Origin of the sequence: Oceanospirillum sediminis, from assembly GCF_014164585.1 — a bacterium.
Lineage (GTDB): Bacteria > Pseudomonadota > Gammaproteobacteria > Pseudomonadales > Halomonadaceae > Oceanospirillum > Oceanospirillum sediminis.
On record NZ_JACJFM010000023.1, the window covers coordinates 36,406 to 52,711 of the forward strand.

14 protein-coding genes and 4 tRNA genes are annotated in these 16,306 nt (G+C 49.9%); 1 reads left to right on the forward strand and 17 read right to left on the reverse strand.

Annotation, left to right across the window (positions count from 1 at the left end):
- Positions 1 to 11 precede the first annotated feature (11 nt).
- The 12 genes from nusA to rlmE form a co-directional block, all read right to left on the reverse strand.
- Complete coding sequence (gene nusA, locus H4O21_RS15920) at positions 12 to 1,505, reverse strand: transcription termination factor NusA (RefSeq protein ID WP_182809869.1); 1,494 nt, start codon at positions 1,503 to 1,505, stop codon at positions 12 to 14.
- 23 nt (positions 1,506 to 1,528) lie between these two features.
- Positions 1,529 to 1,993, reverse strand: a complete 465-nt coding sequence (rimP, locus tag H4O21_RS15925) for a ribosome maturation factor RimP (protein ID WP_182809870.1) — start codon at positions 1,991 to 1,993, stop codon at positions 1,529 to 1,531.
- A gap of 85 nt (positions 1,994 to 2,078) precedes the next feature.
- Positions 2,079 to 2,155, reverse strand: a tRNA-Met gene (locus H4O21_RS15930).
- A gap of 65 nt (positions 2,156 to 2,220) precedes the next feature.
- Positions 2,221 to 2,297 (reverse strand) — tRNA-Met (locus H4O21_RS15935).
- Between the two features lie 70 nt (positions 2,298 to 2,367).
- A tRNA-Met gene (locus tag H4O21_RS15940) sits at positions 2,368 to 2,444 on the reverse strand.
- 39 nt (positions 2,445 to 2,483) lie between these two features.
- Positions 2,484 to 2,570, reverse strand: a tRNA-Leu gene (locus H4O21_RS15945).
- A 22-nt stretch (positions 2,571 to 2,592) separates the two neighbouring features.
- Entirely contained in the window at positions 2,593 to 2,952 is a 360-nt protein-coding gene (gene secG, locus H4O21_RS15950) for a preprotein translocase subunit SecG (protein WP_182809871.1), read from the reverse strand.
- Between the two features lie 19 nt (positions 2,953 to 2,971).
- Positions 2,972 to 3,718, reverse strand: coding sequence for a triose-phosphate isomerase (tpiA, locus tag H4O21_RS15955; protein ID WP_182809872.1), 747 nt, complete (start codon positions 3,716 to 3,718; stop codon positions 2,972 to 2,974).
- A gap of 57 nt (positions 3,719 to 3,775) precedes the next feature.
- The gene (gene glmM, locus H4O21_RS15960; RefSeq protein WP_182809873.1) at positions 3,776 to 5,134 is read right to left on the reverse strand and encodes a phosphoglucosamine mutase; all 1,359 of its coding nucleotides are present in this window, start codon (positions 5,132 to 5,134) and stop codon (positions 3,776 to 3,778) included.
- 23 nt (positions 5,135 to 5,157) lie between these two features.
- A complete protein-coding gene (gene folP / locus H4O21_RS15965) occupies positions 5,158 to 6,006 on the reverse strand; it encodes a dihydropteroate synthase (protein ID WP_182809874.1) in 849 nt (282 codons plus the stop codon).
- Positions 6,007 to 6,068: 62 nt separating this feature from the next.
- Positions 6,069 to 8,042 (reverse strand): ATP-dependent zinc metalloprotease FtsH, encoded by a 1,974-nt coding sequence (gene ftsH, locus H4O21_RS15970; protein WP_182809875.1) that lies wholly within the window; start codon positions 8,040 to 8,042, stop codon positions 6,069 to 6,071.
- A 97-nt stretch (positions 8,043 to 8,139) separates the two neighbouring features.
- Positions 8,140 to 8,760 (reverse strand): 23S rRNA (uridine(2552)-2'-O)-methyltransferase RlmE, encoded by a 621-nt coding sequence (gene rlmE, locus H4O21_RS15975; protein ID WP_182809876.1) that lies wholly within the window; start codon positions 8,758 to 8,760, stop codon positions 8,140 to 8,142.
- Between the two features lie 111 nt (positions 8,761 to 8,871).
- On the opposite strand from rlmE, the gene yhbY reads away from it, so the two are divergent.
- Entirely contained in the window at positions 8,872 to 9,195 is a 324-nt protein-coding gene (gene yhbY, locus H4O21_RS15980) for a ribosome assembly RNA-binding protein YhbY (protein ID WP_182809877.1), read from the forward strand.
- An 86-nt stretch (positions 9,196 to 9,281) separates the two neighbouring features.
- On the opposite strand, the gene greA is transcribed toward yhbY, so the two are convergent.
- From greA to cysE, 5 genes are all read right to left on the reverse strand, one after another.
- Positions 9,282 to 9,758, reverse strand: a complete 477-nt coding sequence (gene greA / locus H4O21_RS15985; protein WP_182809878.1) for a transcription elongation factor GreA — start codon at positions 9,756 to 9,758, stop codon at positions 9,282 to 9,284.
- Positions 9,755 to 12,979 (reverse strand): carbamoyl-phosphate synthase large subunit, encoded by a 3,225-nt coding sequence (gene carB, locus H4O21_RS15990; RefSeq protein WP_182809879.1) that lies wholly within the window; start codon positions 12,977 to 12,979, stop codon positions 9,755 to 9,757. Before carB ends, greA begins: the two co-directional genes overlap by 4 nt.
- A gap of 84 nt (positions 12,980 to 13,063) precedes the next feature.
- On the reverse strand, positions 13,064 to 14,209 hold the full coding sequence (gene carA / locus H4O21_RS15995) for a glutamine-hydrolyzing carbamoyl-phosphate synthase small subunit (protein ID WP_182809880.1): 1,146 nt from the start codon (positions 14,207 to 14,209) through the stop codon (positions 13,064 to 13,066).
- 286 nt (positions 14,210 to 14,495) lie between these two features.
- Positions 14,496 to 15,299 carry a 4-hydroxy-tetrahydrodipicolinate reductase gene (dapB, locus tag H4O21_RS16000; RefSeq protein ID WP_220495692.1) on the reverse strand — a complete coding sequence of 268 codons (804 nt, stop codon included), beginning with the start codon at positions 15,297 to 15,299 and terminating at the stop codon, positions 14,496 to 14,498.
- Between the two features lie 29 nt (positions 15,300 to 15,328).
- Entirely contained in the window at positions 15,329 to 16,150 is an 822-nt protein-coding gene (gene cysE, locus H4O21_RS16005; protein ID WP_182809881.1) for a serine O-acetyltransferase, read from the reverse strand.
- Positions 16,151 to 16,306 lie beyond the last annotated feature (156 nt).

Here is a 16,306-nt window from a genome sequence, read left to right on the forward strand (position 1 = left end):
CTTTGCTGCGCTTACTCGCCGCTTTCAAACCATGGCGCACGGGCCGTCATAATCAATTGACCGGCTTTCTCTTCCGACATACCGTCAATATCAAGCAGGTCTTCAATAGACTGTTCTGCCAGATCTTCCATCGTACAGATACCTTTACTGGCCAGAACAAAAGCCAGGTGTTTATCCATACCATCCATATTCAGCAGATCTTCAGCTGGTTCAGAATCTTCCAGCTTTTCTTCAGTCGCGATGGCCAGATTCAACAGCTCATCTTTCGCGCGGCTGCGCAGTTCTTTAACTAAATCTTCATCAAAGCCTTCGATATCCAGCATCTCATCGATAGGCACATAGGCGACTTCCTCCAGAGAGGTAAAGCCTTCTTCAACCAGAACACGGGCAAGCTCTTCGTCAACGTCCATATGGCTGATAAACAGCTGAACAATGCTGTCAAACTCTTCGCCCTGTTTGGCTTCTGCTTCTTCTTCGGTCATGACATTCAGTTTCCAGCCAGTCAGCTCACTGGCCAGACGAACATTCTGTCCGTTACGGCCAATAGCCTGTGCCAGGTTATCGGTCTGAACCGCCACATCCATTTCATTCTTATCTTCATCAACAATAATGGAGCCTACCTCAGCAGGCGCCATTGCATTGATTACCAGCTGAGCAGGATTATCGTCCCACAGAACAATATCAACCCGCTCATTACCCAGTTCTGAAGATACAGCCTGAACCCTGGAACCACGCATACCAACACAGGCTCCGACAGGATCAATACGTTTATCGTTCGTTTTAACGGCTATTTTAGCTCGCAGACCAGGATCACGAGCAGCGCCACGAATTTCAATCAGCTGCTCAGCAATTTCCGGCACTTCAATGCGGAAAAGCTCAATCAGAAATTCAGGGCAGGCCCGGCTCAGAATCAGCTGAGAAGCTCTTGCGTCAGGACGTACTTCCATCAACAAAGCACGTACCCGATCATTGATGCGGTATTTTTCACCAGCAATCATTTCGTCACGCGCCAGATAACCTTCTGCATTATTGCCCAGATCGACAATAACACCGTCACGGGTCACTTTCTTGACAGTACCATTGACGACTTCACCCTGACGCTCTGCATACTGGCGCACAATCTCCGCACGTTCGGCTTCACGGACCTTCTGAACAATGACCTGCTTAGCCGTCTGAGCCGCAATACGACCAAATTCAGCTGACTCAATTTTTTCAACGATATACTCGCCAGCATTCAGTTCTGGCTGCTGTTTACGGGCATTTGTCAGAGAAATCTCATAATCCAGATCATCCAGATCAATATCTTCAACGACAACCCAGCGACGAAATGTCTCGTAATCACCTGTTTTTCGATCGATGCAAACGTATACGTCTGCCTCTTCATCTTCAAGACGCTTTTTGGAGGCACTTGCCAGAGCAAGTTCGATTGCCTCAAAAATCACTTCTTTAGAAACACCTTTCTCGTTTGAAACGGCATCTGCTACCAGAAGAATTTCTTTACTCATGCCATTGCCTCAACAAAAAGTCCTTAATTATTAAACTGCGGCACCACGTGGGCCTGCTCGATATTTTCAATCGGGAAACAATATTCGTCCTGATCGACAATCAACAGCACCTCATCATCACCTTCAATGCCGTTAAGAATTCCGGTAAATTTACGGCGCCCTTCATAGGCCAGATTCAATCGTAAACTTACTTTATGCCCTTTATATTTCGCGAACTGTTCAATGGTGAACAGAGGGCGGTCCATTCCGGGAGATGAGACTTCCAGGGTATATTCACTGCTGATAGGATCTTCTACGTCCAGAACGCCACTGAATTGACGGCTGACTTCAGCACACTGGTCGACATTAATGCCGTCCGGGCTGTCAATATAAACGCGCAGCAATGAATGATTACCCTGAGGCTTATATTCCAGCCCCCAGAATTCCAGCCCCAGTGCTTCGACGACTGGCTTCGCCAGCTCGACCAGCAAAGTCTCTTTCTTTGCCATCATCCACCCCAAAAAGAAAAGCTGAAACTTTTTTTGCAGCTAACAAAAAGCCCCTTTAAAAAGGGGCTTTTTGTTATATAAAAATTGGTAGCGGGGGCCGGATTTGAACCGACGACCTTCGGGTTATGAGCCCGACGAGCTACCAGGCTGCTCCACCCCGCATCAAGAAGGAGCACATTCTACTGACCATTATAGCTTAAGTCAATAAAAGTGCTTAGATATTGAATTGGTAGCGGGGGCCGGATTTGAACCGACGACCTTCGGGTTATGAGCCCGACGAGCTACCAGGCTGCTCCACCCCGCATCAATACAGACTGACATTTTGTCACACGCGTCAGAAACGTGTTTTTTTGACTCCCAGAAGGAATCATAATTGGTAGCGGGGGCCGGATTTGAACCGACGACCTTCGGGTTATGAGCCCGACGAGCTACCAGGCTGCTCCACCCCGCATCAATTTCCAGGTCAGTTCATTCTTCATGTAATGAACTGTGGTGCCGAAAGCGGGACTTGAACCCGCACGACCATAAGGTCACCACCCCCTCAAGATGGCGTGTCTACCAATTCCACCACTTCGGCAAATAACTTATTGTCACAACAATTACTGATCAGCAGGTACATCACTGTCAGCAGGCGCACTTTCTTCCAGAGCTGGCAAAGTACTTTTCGATTCTTCAATCGCTTGCTCTGTCACGATACCACTGGTAGCGGCAGAACTGGTACTTTTAGCTTTCTGACTGGCATAAACAGCCAGCGTCAGACTTGTTGCGAAAAACAGGGCAGCAATTATAGCCGTAATCCGACCTAAAAAGCTAGTATTTCCTGTACTACCAAAAATTGTCTGTGACGCACCGCCACCAAAAGAAGCCCCCGCCTCTGCACCCTTACCCTGCTGGATCATTACCAGACCAATCAGAGCAACGGACAAAAGAACATGGACTGCCAGAATAATTGTTTCCATCTCAATCTCTCGCCTTCAGTTAACCTGCCTGACGGCAGATTGCGATAAATTCATCGGCATCCAGTGAAGCACCACCCACCAGAGCACCATCAATATCCTGCTGAGCAAACAACTCACCAGCATTAGCCGCTTTCACGCTGCCACCGTACAACAGAGACATCTCACCAGCTCCGTCTGCGCTGTACTCCGCCAGACAGTTACGGATTGCCTGATGTACTTCCTGAGCCTGATCGCTGGTCGCTGTTTTACCTGTACCAATCGCCCAGACCGGCTCATAAGCAATAACCAGCTGAGTCCATTGCTCTGCCGACAGAGTATCCAGAACCGCTTTAACCTGACCCAGTACAATCTCAAGAGTTTTGTCTGACTCACGCTCATCCAGTGTTTCACCAACACAGAGAACCGCTGTCAGGCCACCCTCAATTGCAGCAGCAACTTTAGCAGCTATCAGCTCATCTGTTTCACCAAAAATTGCTCTTCGCTCCGAATGCCCGACCAGAACGTGGCTCAGCCCGATTTCAGAGAGCATAGCTACTGAAACTTCACCCGTGTAGGCACCGGACGCTTTATCACTACAATTCTGTGCCCCGATAGCGACAGACTCACCAGCAACATTTTTTGCCAGAGAAGCAAATACCGTCGGAGGGCATACCAGAACATCAGCCTGAATATCTTTGGCAACTTCCGCCAGACGTGGCAGTAAAGTATTGGCAAGCTCAGGCGAGCCATTCATCTTCCAGTTACCAGCAACAATTTTTTTACGCATAGCAATTCCAGTAATTCAGGGCGCAGAATATTACTTCAAGCAACCCGTTGTGACAAGTCAGACCGCCGGAATACGGGCCACTTCCTCTTCAATCACTTCCGCCAGCGCCTGAGCTAACTGACGAATTTCAACTTCATCTTTACCTTCAGTCATCACCCGAATTAAAGGCTCTGTGCCTGAAGGTCTGAGTAACAGACGACCTCGTCCGGCCAGCGCGGCTTCGGTTTGCTGTATCATAGCCTGAACCGCATTTGCGGCCTGGACATCAGCCGCCGATTTTTCCGCCAGAGGCACATTAATCAGCACCTGCGGCAGTTTATTCATACCAGACATCGCTTCAGCTAATGAGACATCCGCTCTTTGTAACGCCGCCAGTACCTGTAGCGCAGAGACAATACCATCACCGGTTGTCTGTACATGGCGGCATACCAGATGACCTGAGTTCTCACCACCCAGCAACCAGCCCTTTTCCGCCAGCCCTTCCATCACATAGCGATCACCAACCTTCGTTCTCAGGAAAGGAATTTCTTTCTCCGCCAGTGCTTGCTCCAGACCAAAGTTAGTCATCAGCGTGCCGACAACCCCTCCCTGAAGTATCTCCTGACGCTGCATATCCGATGCAACAATCCACAGCAGGTCATCCCCATCCAGGATACGTCCTGTACCGTCAACCATAATCAGGCGATCACCATCACCATCAAAGCTGACTCCCAGATCTGCCTTATGTGCCAGCACTGCAGCTTTCAGTGCCTCAGGATGGGTTGATCCGACACCATGATTGATATTCAGGCCATCCGGAGCAACGCCCACAGGCACAACATCTGCACCTAATTCAGTAAATACAGCCGGTGCAATATGGTAGGTCGCACCATGAGCACAATCGACAGCAATCTTAAGCCCGTTCAGACTAAAACCGTTAGGAAAGGTACTCTTGCAGAATTCGATATAACGCCCGGCAGCATCATCAATACGCCGGGCTTTTCCAAGCTCTGCCGCTCCGACCGTTTCCATAGGCTGATCAAGCATCGCTTCAATCTCAAGCTCGGTTTCATCCGGAAGCTTGGTACCTTCTGCAGAGAAAAATTTGATGCCATTATCAGCATAAGAGTTATGCGATGCGCTGATCACAATACCCGCACGGGCGTGAAATGTCCGGGTAAGATAAGCAATACCCGGAGTCGGCATAGGCCCCAGCAAATAAACATCCATACCAGCTGCAGCAAGCCCGGCTTCAAGCGCTGACTCAAACATATAACCAGAAATCCGGGTATCTTTTCCGATAAGAATCCGGTTACGTCCCTGCTGACGAAATACTTTGCCTGCAGCCCAGCCAAGCTTAAGAACAAAATCAGCGGTAATAGGGTACTCGCCAACCTTTCCACGAATACCATCGGTGCCAAAATATTTGCGACTCATGTTTCCGCCTATCAAATTCCGAATTATTCTGCACTCAGTAAAGCCTGAGTCACTTTCAGAGCATCCACCGTTTCAGCTACATCATGGACACGAAGAATGCTGGCTCCCCGCTCCGCGCATAAAGCAGCGGAAACAACACTGGCAGCCAGCCGGTGCTGCACCTCGCGTCCGGTAACGGCTCCCAGCATGCTTTTTCTTGACGTGCCAGTCAGCACGGGATACCCCAGAGCCAGCACCTCAGGCAGATGCTTAATCAGACTGTAATTATGGGCCACGGTTTTACCAAAACCATATCCGGGATCAAGAATAATATTCTGTGCATCAATTCCAGCCTGCTGACAGGCACCAATACGCTGATGGAAAAAAGAAATAATGTCCGTCAGCAAATCCTGATAATCAGGATTGTCCTGCATACTTTCTGGTTTACCCTGCATATGCATCAGACAGACCGGTAAACCAGAGATCGCTGCTGCTTCTAATGCTCCAGGACGTTGTAATGCCCTGACATCATTAATCAGTCCAGCACCTGCCTGAGCGCCTTCACGCATCACAACAGCAGTACTGGTATCAAGAGACACTACTGTATCAAAGCGCTGACAGATCGCTTCTACCACCGGAATAACCCGGTCCAGCTCTTCCTGCTCACTGACCAGAGCAGCACCCGGCCGGGTAGACTCTCCGCCAACGTCAATAAAAGCAGCGCCTTCTGACAGCATTCTCTCAGTATGCCTGAGCGCTTCATCCAGCCCGGCATTCTGGCCACCGTCAGAAAACGAATCAGGGGTAACATTAAGAATTCCCATGACATGGGGTTCTGCCAGATCAAGCGTATGACCGGCAAATAAAAAAGGGCGTGATTCAGGTGCTGACATCAGAGTAACTCAATCTGAAAATCAGACACTTTAAATCACGCCCTGCAGATGAGGCAACCTAATCAGTGCAGCTTATTCTGATCCTGATCATCCTCATCATTATTTCTGTCATCCCGGTTATCATCGGGAGAATCCACAGACTTGACATCATCAACCTGTTCCGAGGCCGATTTAACCGGCTCAGCTTCAGCATGCTTCTCTGTCCAGCCTTCCGGAGCATCCGGTATGCGGCCATCCATAATAGCATCAATCTGTTTGGAATCGATCGTCTCATACTTCATCAGCGCATCAGCCATCATATCCAGCTTATCGCGATTTTCAGTCAGAATGGTAAAAGCACGCTCATAACACTCATCAATCACTTTACGTACTTCTTTATCCAGCTTACTGGAGGTCTCTGCAGAGCCGAATTTACCTGCACCACCACCACCAGATCCACCGAGGAACTGATGAGACTCATCTTCGTTATACATCAGAGGGCCCAGCTCACGAGACAGCCCCCATTTAGTAATCATGCTGTGAGCAATTTCTGTGGCACGCTTAATATCATTAGCCGCACCAGTTGTCACACCATCAAAGCCCAGGGTCATCTCTTCAGCAATACGGCCACCATACAGGCTGCAAATCTGACTCAGCAAAGCCTGACGACTCTGGCTATAACGATCTTCCTCTGGCAGGAACATAGTGACACCCAATGCCCTGCCACGGGGAATAATACTCACCTTATACACAGGGTCGTGCTCTGGCACTACACGCCCCACAATAGCGTGACCCGCTTCATGATAAGCGGTATTGAGCTTCTCTTTTTCTGACATCACCATGGACTTACGCTCAGTGCCCATCATGATCTTATCTTTTGCCAGATCAAACTCTTTCATACCAACCAGACGCTGATCCGCACGGGCTGCAAACAGGGCCGCCTCGTTAACCAGGTTCGCCAGATCAGCACCGGAGAAGCCTGGCGTACCACGGGCAATAATGGCCGCATTCACATTTTCTGCAATCGGCACCTTGCGCATATGTACTTTCAGGATCTGCTCCCGACCACGGATATCAGGCAGACCTACAGTTACCTGTCGGTCAAAACGACCGGGACGCAACAGAGCAGGGTCCAGTACATCCGGACGGTTAGTCGCTGCAATCACGATAATGCCGTCGTTCGGCTCAAAACCATCCATCTCAACCAGCAGCTGGTTCAGGGTTTGCTCACGCTCATCATGACCACCGCCCATACCAGAGCCACGGTGACGACCTACCGCATCGATCTCATCGATAAAGATGATGCAGGGTGCCTGCTTCTTAGCCTGATCAAACATGTCGCGTACACGGGAAGCACCCACACCCACAAACATTTCAACAAAGTCAGAACCTGAGATGGTGAAGAAAGGTACTTTGGCTTCACCAGCAATCGCTTTTGCCAGCATGGTTTTACCGGTACCCGGTTGACCCACCATCAGAACACCACGAGGAATCTTACCGCCCAGACGCTGAAATTTGCCCGGATCACGCAGGAAGTCCACCAGCTCTTTTACCTCTTCCTTTGCTTCATCAACACCGGCTACATCAGCAAAAGTCGTTTTGATCTGATCCTGCGTCAGCAGGCGAGCCTTGGACTTACCAAAGCTCATAGGACCTTTGCCGCCGCCGCCGCCGCCCTGCATCTGGCGCATAAAGAAGATAAAGATAGCCAGAATAATCAGAATAGGGAAACTGGCCACCAGTAAACGGGACCACATACTCTGCTGTTCAGGCTGACGTCCCTCTACTGTGACCTGATGACGAATCAGGTCATCCATCAGTTTCGGATCCTGTACCGCAGGACGAATCGTTTCAAAACGGCTGCCATCAATACGCTCACCATGAATGGTATAGCCATCGACCACAACCTTACGTATCTGATCCTGCTGAACTTCCTCGATAAAATCGCTGTAGTTCAGACGCAGCGGCGAAGAGTCGACGCTGAAATTGTTAAATACTGTCAGTAAGACTGCAGCAATAATCAGCCACAGAATTAAATTTTTTGCCATATCGTTCAAGGGCTCACCCTCTGTTTGACCGCTTTGCTTACCTGAAACCCAGGTAATTGTATCAGACCATACTATACTCTGTTCGGTTCAACTATCCGACCAGGGTTTAGCCTTTAAATCCCTTTGCCAGCAGATAAACCTCCCGGGAACGGGCTCTGGATGCTTCGGGTTTACGTGTTACTACGGTTTTAAAGTTATCACGGATCTGCTTCAGATACTCCTCAAAGCCTTCACCCTGAAACACTTTTGCCAGAAAAACGCCGTCTTTCTTAAGTGTTCTGGTCGCCAGATCCAGGGCCAGCTCAACCAGATACATCGCTTTTGGCTGATCGATTGCCGACATACCACTCATATTAGGGGCCATATCAGAAATCACAAGATCAACGGGCCGACCATTAATCGCAGACATAATCTGTTCATAAACCTCATCTTCCGTAAAGTCTCCCTGAATAAAGGTAACATCCGGAATAGCCTCCATCTCCAGAATATCAGAGGCAATGACGACGCCATTATCACCAACTTTTTCAACTGCCACCTGAGACCAGCCTCCCGGTGCCGCCCCCAAGTCAACAACCGTCATGCCTGGTCTGAACAGCTTATCCTTCTGATCCAGCTCAACCAGCTTATAACTGGCTCTGGAACGATAGCCATCCTGCCTGGACTTCTGGACGTACTGATCATCAAAATGTTCTTTTAACCAGCCTGCACTGGATTTTGATCTGGCCACAAAAAATTCCTGCTAACATAGATGTTGTCAGTTATTATCAACTGACTTGCTCTTAGCTACAATGTGGGTTTAATTTCTGCCAAATTCAAGGCAATTAGTTCTGGAAGTTTTATGCCTCTGACATCTGCTACAAAAAAACAGTACCGTTCTATCGCACATCATCTGGATCCGGTAGTGATCGTTTCAGAAAACGGCCTGAGTGACGGCCTGATTGCTGAAGTTGATCGTGCACTTAACGACCATGAGCTGATTAAAGTTCGCATCAGCGTAGCAGATCGCGAAAGCAAGAATCTGCTTATCGAAGAAATTCGCCGCCTGACCAATGCAGAGCTGGTACAGACCATCGGCAAAATGGCAGTATTATTCCGGGCCGCTGATGAGCAGAATGCCCGCCTGTCTAATCTGGTTCGTTATGAGCATTACCTGAACCGCTGATAAGCACAGAAGAATAGTCTGAATCAATACAGTTTTCAGACAGAAAATAAAAAAGGGGGCACAAAGCCCCCTTTTTTACGACTATATCAGATGTGATGCACTTCTGAAATTTCGTACTCCACTTCGCCACCTGGTGTTATTACCACAGCAATATCACCTTCCTCTTTGCCAACCAGAGCACGGGCAATAGGAGAATTAACGGATATTTTACCCGCTTTGATATCCGCTTCGTCATCACCCACAATCTGATAACGCACCTCTGCGTCAGTATCCAGATTAATCAGGTCAATCGTGGTACCAAAAATCACTTTACCAGTTTTACTGATGGTTGTGACATCGATCACCTGAGCGGTAGACAGCTTGCCTTCCAGCTCCTGAATGCGGCCTTCGATGAACCCCTGCTGCTCACGGGCAGCATGGTACTCAGCATTTTCTTTCAGATCACCGTGTTCACGGGCTTCAGCAATCGCTTCGATCACCCGTGGACGCTGAACAGTTTTCAGGTCTTCCAGTTCCTCTCTGAGGCGCTGTTCACCTTCCACTGTCATCGGAAAACGGTTCATGCATTTACTCCTGAATGGATTTCCTGCAGGCGACGAACATTAATCTCATCACCATATTCCAGTGCCATACATACGGCTTTCGCCGCAGCCAGTGTAGTAGTGTAAGGCACTTTGTGCTGAAGTGCAGTACGGCGGATTGTAGAAGAGTCCGCAATGGCTTTGCGCCCTTCCGTAGTGTTCACTACATAATCCACTTCGTCATTTTTCAGCATATCTACAATATGAGGACGACCTTCACTGACCTTGTTTACAGCTTTAACCGGAATATTAGCCGCTTCCAGTACAGCTGCAGTACCTCGTGTCGCCAGTAATTCAAAGCCTAGTTTCTGCAGCGTCTTAGCCACATCCACCACACCGGCTTTATCAGCCTCACGAACACTCAGGATAGCACGACCACCTTTCGCAGGCATCTGCTCACCGGCACCCTGCTGGGCTTTCAGGAAGGCTTCAGCAAAGCTTTCACCGGTACCCATCACCTCACCGGTCGACTTCATTTCAGGGCCTAAGATCGGATCAACACCCTGGAATTTATTGAACGGGAACACCGCTTCTTTCACATTGTACAGTGTCGGTACGATCTCTTTAGTGAAGCCCTGCTCCTCCAGAGAGATACCTGTCATACAACGTGCAGCCACTTTAGCCAGAGAGGTGCCGATACACTTGGACACAAACGGTACGGTACGGGAAGCACGAGGGTTCACCTCGATCACGTAGATCACACCGTCCTGCCAGGCCAGCTGAACATTCATCAGACCGACAACGCCCAGTTCCAGCGCCATGCGCTTAACCATATCGCGCATCTGATCCTGAACATCGGACGGCAGGCTGTATGGCGGCAGAGAACATGCAGAGTCACCAGAGTGAACACCGGCCTGCTCAATGTGCTGCATAATGCTGCCAATCACCACTTGTTTGCCGTCAGATACCGCATCGATATCCACTTCGATCGCTGCATTCAGGAAGTGATCCAGCAGAACAGGGCTGTCGTTAGACACCTGTACCGCAGTATTCATATAACGGTTCAGCTCTTCATCGCTGTAGACGATCTCCATCGCACGACCACCCAGTACATAGGAAGGACGTACCACCAGAGGGTAACCGATCTTCTGAGCCAGCAGCAGTGCCTCATCCAGGCTACGCGCCGTGGCATTAGGCGGCTGTTCCAGCTCCAGACGTTCAATCATCTTCTGAAAACGCTCACGGTCTTCCGCACGATCAATCGCATCAGGCGTCGTACCAATAATCGGTACACCCGCCGCTTCCAACTCGCGGGCCAGTTTCAGTGGCGTCTGCCCACCAAACTGCACGATCACGCCTTTTGGTTTCTCTTTATCGACAATTTCCAACACGTCTTCCAGCGTAATCGGCTCGAAGAACAGACGGTCAGAGGTGTCGTAATCAGTAGAAACCGTCTCTGGGTTACAGTTCACCATGATGGTTTCGTAACCGTCTTCACGGGCTGCCAGCGCCGCGTGTACACAGCAGTAATCGAATTCGATACCCTGACCGATACGGTTAGGGCCGCCACCAATCACCATGATCTTGTCACGATCACTCGGATCAGCCTCACACTCTTCTTCATAAGTGGAGTACATGTAAGCGGTATCAGACGCGAATTCAGCCGCACAGGTATCAACGCGCTTATAAACCGGACGTACGCCCAGCTTCTGGCGCAGCTTACGGAACTCTTTTTCTGATACGTCCAGCAGAGTGGACAGACGCTCATCAGAGAAGCCTTTACGCTTCAGACGGAAGATCACATCTTCATTCAGCTCCGCCATGCCCATCCTGGCTACACGCTGCTCATCTTTGATGATGTCTTCGATCTGTACCAGGAACCAGGGGTCAACACCGGTAATGGCGTACAGTTCATCAACACTCATACCCAGACGGAAAGCATCACCGATATACCAGATACGCTCAGCACCCGGATTCTGCAGCTCGCCTTTCAGCACTTCCAGATGATCTTCAGCCGTAGTATCCAGCACTGGATCAAAACCACTTGCACCCACTTCCAGGCCACGCAGTGCTTTCTGCATCGATTCCTGAATAGTACGGCCAATCGCCATCACCTCACCTACAGACTTCATCTGAGTGGTCAGACGGTCATTGGCTTGCGGGAATTTCTCGAAGGTGAAACGAGGAATCTTAGTTACTACGTAATCGATCGATGGCTCAAACGACGCCGGAGTCTTACCACCAGTGATATCGTTCTGCAGCTCATCCAGGGTGTAACCCACTGCCAGCTTAGCGGCGATCTTAGCAATCGGGAAACCGGTCGCTTTAGAGGCCAGAGCAGAGGAACGGGATACACGCGGGTTCATCTCGATCACAACCATACGGCCGGTCTTAGGACACTGACCGAACTGTACGTTGGAACCACCGGTTTCAACACCGATCTCACGCAGTACCGCCAGAGAGGCGTCACGCATGATCTGATATTCTTTATCGGTCAGAGTCTGTGCCGGTGCAACCGTGATGGAGTCACCGGTGTGTACACCCATAGCATCGAAGTTTTCAATGGCACAAACGATAATGCAGTTGTCGTTTTTATCACGCACAACTTCCATCTCGTACTCTTTCCAGCCGATCAGGGATTCGTCAATCAGCAGCTCGCTAGTTGGCGACAGATCCAGACCGCGGGTACAGATTTCTTCAAACTCTTCTTTGTTATACGCGATACCGCCACCGGTGCCGCCCATAGTGAAAGAAGGACGAATAATACATGGGAAACCCAGCTTGGCTTGTACTTCCCAGGCTTCTTCCATGGTATGGGCGATATCAGCGCGTGGGCACTCCAGACCGATGTTTTTCATCGCCTGGTCAAAACGCTCACGGTTTTCAGCTTTATCGATGGTGTCGGCATTGGCACCGATCATCTCAACGCCAAACTCTTCCAGCACACCGTGCTTTTCCAGATCCAGGGCGCAGTTCAGCGCGGTCTGGCCACCCATGGTCGGCAGTACTGCATCCGGGCGCTCTTTCTCAATAATCTTAGCCACTGTCTGCCAGGTGATCGGCTCGATGTAAGTCGCATCAGCCATGGCAGGGTCAGTCATAATGGTCGCAGGGTTAGAGTTCACCAGAATAACCCGGTAACCCTCTTCACGCAGCGCCTTACACGCCTGAGCGCCTGAGTAATCGAACTCACAAGCCTGACCAATAATGATCGGGCCGGCACCCAGAATCAGAATACTTTCTATGTCGGTACGTTTTGGCATGGTAACTCACACACTAAAAATCAGATTGATAACAGGTTCAGCCTCTGGTGCCCGCCAGTTTCCGGGCGGACACCTGGTGTGCTGTTAACCGCGCTGCTCGGTAAAAGCCTTGATGTTTTCGATAAAACGATCAAACAGAGGTGCCACATCACGTGGCCCCGGGCTTGCTTCAGGGTGGCCCTGGAAGCTGAACGCTTTCTTATCAGTACGCTCAATACCCTGCAGAGAGCCATCAAACAGAGACTTGTGGGTCGCACGCAGATTAGCTGGCAGGTTGCTTTCTTCTACCGCAAAACCGTGGTTCTGACTGGTGATCATTACCGTCTTATCATCCAGGTTCTGAACCGGGTGGTTGGCACCGTGGTGACCAAACTTCATCTTCTCAGTCTTCGCACCAGAGGCCAGAGCCAGCAGCTGGTGACCCAGACAGATACCAAAGACAGGAATATCAGTTTCCAGGATCTCTTTAATCGCCGCAATTGCGTAATCGCATGGTTCCGGATCACCAGGACCATTGGACAGGAAAACACCGTCCGGATTCAGCGCCAGCACTTCACTGGCAGGCGTTTGCGCCGGTACAACCGTCAGCTGGCAACCGCGCTCGACCAGCATACGCAGAATGTTGTGTTTCACACCGTAGTCATAAGCCACTACGTGGAATGGCAGCTCGCTGTCATCACGGTGGATATAGCCTTCACCCAGTTCCCATGCGGACTGGTTCCATCGGTATGACTGACGGGTAGTCACTTCTTTAGCCAGATCCATGCCTTTCAGACCAGGGAAAGCATTCGCAGCGTCCAGTGCTGCTGCCTCAGAGATATCACTGCCTGCTACGATAGCGCCACGCAAAGAACCCTTTTCACGCAAAATACGGGTCAAACGACGAGTATCGATATCAGCGATAGCAACGATGCCATTTTCCTTCAGGTAATCATCCAGAGATTTCTGGTTACGGAAGTTACTGGCTAAAAGAGGAAGGTCACGGATAATCAGGCCGGAAGCACAAACGTTTTCGGATTCAACGTCTTCGCTGTTAGTACCTGTATTACCGATATGAGGGTAAGTGAGGGTTACAATCTGTTTGGTATAAGATGGATCGGTCAGGATTTCCTGATATCCGGTCATCGATGTATTAAATACCACCTCGCCACTGGTGATGCCGTCGTTGCCAATAGCAACACCCTTAAAAACACTGCCGTCTTCCAGGGCCAATATGGCTGGTCTAGTCAAGTCAACCTCCTCCCGTCACGCGATTCTGATCTGAAAACTCTGGGCTATAGCTGCAAAAAAGCGAGATGAAACAATGTTTCATCTCGCTTTTTTATTATTCGGTGTGATTGTTGGCCCATACACTGGCCAGTAATCTGCCGTATTTTATGCAATTTGCCCCCTGCCTGTCCACGACTTCCCTCCTTACTTACAGTAATTTCTGTATCCTGCCAGCACTTGTGCGAATTGCAGAATGTGTAAAGCCTGGCAGAAAGTCATAAAAAAGACAGCCAGTATGAAGCTGACATTACTTCAGAGACAGAACATCCTGCATATCAAACAAACCAGTCTCTTTATCTGCCAGCCAGCTACAGGCCCGCACCGCACCTTTTGCAAAGGTCATACGGCTGGACGCTTTATGGGTGATTTCAACCCGCTCACCTTCAGTGGCAAACAATACCGTATGATCACCGACTACATCACCAGCACGAATAGTTTCAAAGCCGATCTCTTTTTGAGTACGCGGGCCAATCTGTCCCTCGCGGCCATACACCGCACACTCCTTCAGATCACGACCCAGCGCATCAGCCACAGCCTCACCCATACGAATTGCCGTACCGGATGGTGAATCCACTTTATGACGGTGATGTGCTTCGATGATCTCAACGTCATAATCATCACCCAGCGTCTTCGCTGCCAGCTCCAGCAGCTTCAGCGTCACATTAACCCCTACACTCATATTAGGCGCAAACATAATGGCGACTTTATCCGCATAGGATTCCAGTTCAGCTTTTTCCGCATCATTCAGGCCAGTCGTACCAATAACAATCTGCTTGTTATATTCTGCGCAGAAAGCCAGATTCGCCAGCGTGGTTTGTGGTGAGGTGAAATCGATCAGCACATCAAAATCATCTTTGGCATCCGCCAGACTGCCTGTAATGGCCACATCAAGTTTACCAACACCAGCTACTTCACCGGCATCTGCACCAATCAGAGAGCTATCCGGCTCGACAATTGCAGCTCCCAGAGCGACACCCTCTGCCAGAGTGACAGCTTCAATATTGGTTTTGCCCATGCGCCCTGCAGCACCTATTACGGCTACTCGGATCATAATCTGTTCTTTCCTTTCATTACTCTTGCTTAAGCAGCATTATTATCAGGGTTCTCTTCTGCTGTGATTCGCTGATTCATATCCAGTGCAGGTTTTGCGCATTCCGGACGACCAACAATCTTTGCAGGCACCCCCACAACCGTCGTGTGAGGCGGCACATTATCCAACACAACCGATCCGCCTCCGACTTTAGCGCCAGCGCCGATTTCAATATTACCAAAGATCTTAGCCCCGGCAGCAATCAGCACACCCTCACGGATCTTCGGATGGCGGTCACCACACTCTTTACCCGTCCCTCCCAGGGTAACGTTCTGCAGAATAGACACATCATCTTCAATAACACAGGTCTCACCCACCACAATACCTGTCGCGTGGTCAAACATGACACCTTTGCCGATTCTGGCAGCCGGATGAATATCTACCTGGAAAACAGAACTGATACGACTCTGTAGGTAAAGAGCCATAGAACGTCGCCCATGACACCACATACAGTGAGCAACACGATAGGCCTGTAAAGCATGAAAGCCTTTCAGGTACAGCAAGACAGTGGATAACTGCCCAATGGCCGGATCACGCTCTCGCACCGCCAGCAAATCCTGACAGGTCGACTCAATAATCTGACAGCTACTGCCAAATGCCTCTTCGATCAGTTCACGCAGACTAACAGCCGGCATCACATCATCCGCCAGCTTCACCGCCAGCAGGTAGGATAATGCGCTGGCCAGATCCGAGTGACCGATAATGGTAGAATGAAAGTAACTGGCCAGAAAGGGTTCACGCTCAGCCTCCTGACGCGCTTCATCCTGTATCCCCTGCCAGAGAGCGGACTTATCAATCGGGATAGGTGCCATAAAAACAACCTTTGCATTTGCTTCAGGTGGGTAAAAAAACATACTATTCTGCCTGACTCCGGCAGAAACAAAAACAGGAAGGGCTCCTGTGCATCAGAGTACACGAAAGCCACTTCCTGCTACCAGAACTGATTCGATATGGTATCTCCCGAACGT

Excerpts from the sequence above, each read along its gene's own strand:
- cysE (WP_182809881.1), bottom strand. The coding sequence starts at position 16,150 with ATGGCACCTATCCCGATTGATAAGTCCGCTCTCTGGCAGGGGATACAG.
- tpiA (WP_182809872.1), bottom strand. The coding sequence starts at position 3,718 with ATGCGTAAAAAAATTGTTGCTGGTAACTGGAAGATGAATGGCTCGCCT.
- glmM (WP_182809873.1), bottom strand. The coding sequence starts at position 5,134 with ATGAGTCGCAAATATTTTGGCACCGATGGTATTCGTGGAAAGGTTGGC.
- yhbY (WP_182809877.1), top strand. The coding sequence starts at position 8,872 with ATGCCTCTGACATCTGCTACAAAAAAACAGTACCGTTCTATCGCACAT.
- dapB (WP_220495692.1), bottom strand. The coding sequence starts at position 15,299 with ATGATCCGAGTAGCCGTAATAGGTGCTGCAGGGCGCATGGGCAAAACC.
- carB (WP_182809879.1), bottom strand. The coding sequence starts at position 12,979 with ATGCCAAAACGTACCGACATAGAAAGTATTCTGATTCTGGGTGCCGGC.
- nusA (WP_182809869.1), bottom strand. The coding sequence starts at position 1,505 with ATGAGTAAAGAAATTCTTCTGGTAGCAGATGCCGTTTCAAACGAGAAA.
- greA (WP_182809878.1), bottom strand. The coding sequence starts at position 9,758 with ATGAACCGTTTTCCGATGACAGTGGAAGGTGAACAGCGCCTCAGAGAG.
- rimP (WP_182809870.1), bottom strand. The coding sequence starts at position 1,993 with ATGGCAAAGAAAGAGACTTTGCTGGTCGAGCTGGCGAAGCCAGTCGTC.
- secG (WP_182809871.1), bottom strand. The coding sequence starts at position 2,952 with ATGGAAACAATTATTCTGGCAGTCCATGTTCTTTTGTCCGTTGCTCTG.
- folP (WP_182809874.1), bottom strand. The coding sequence starts at position 6,006 with ATGTCAGCACCTGAATCACGCCCTTTTTTATTTGCCGGTCATACGCTT.